Below are 584 nucleotides of genomic sequence, written 5' to 3' on the forward strand. Positions count from 1 at the left end.
CAATCGTTCGTGCAGTCCGGGCGTCGTGTCGTTGTGGACGTTGACCTGGAGAAGTTCTTCGACCGGGTTGAGCACGACATCCTGATCGACCGTCTGCGCAGGAAAATCCCCGATCCCGGCGTCATCCGCCTGGTCCGGGCCTATCTGAGCGCCGATATCGTTGATGGGGATGCGGTCATCAAGCGGAGCCGAGGCACGCCGCAGGGTGGGCCGCTGTCGCCGCTTCTGGCCAATGTGTTGCTGGATGAGGTGGACAGGGAACTTGAACGGCGGGGCCATGCCTTCTGCCGCTATGCCGATGACTGCAACGTCTATGTGCGGTCGCGGCGCGCGGGCGAGCGGGTGATGGTTCTGCTGCGGCGTCTTTATGGCCGGCTTCACTTGACGGTGAACGAGGCCAAGAGCGCCGTTGCCAGCGTCTTCGGCCGCAAATTCCTCGGCTATGCCTTCCGGCAAGCCGGGGGTGTGGTCAAGCGACGAGTGGCCGGCAAGGCCATCAAGGCGTTCAAGGAGCGCATTCGCGAACTGACACCGCGCGTGACGGGGCGATCCCTCAAAGCGGTGGTGGAACGGTTGCGCATCTT

1 protein-coding gene is annotated in these 584 nt (G+C 63.5%); it reads left to right on the forward strand.

All coding sequences use genetic code 11. The annotated features are described in order from the left end of the window. The coding region (locus tag AC5ZG1_RS44190) for a reverse transcriptase domain-containing protein (RefSeq protein ID WP_496136539.1) at positions 1-584 on the forward strand (584 nt) is incomplete at both ends.

The organism is Bradyrhizobium sp. Leo78 (assembly GCF_059512425.1).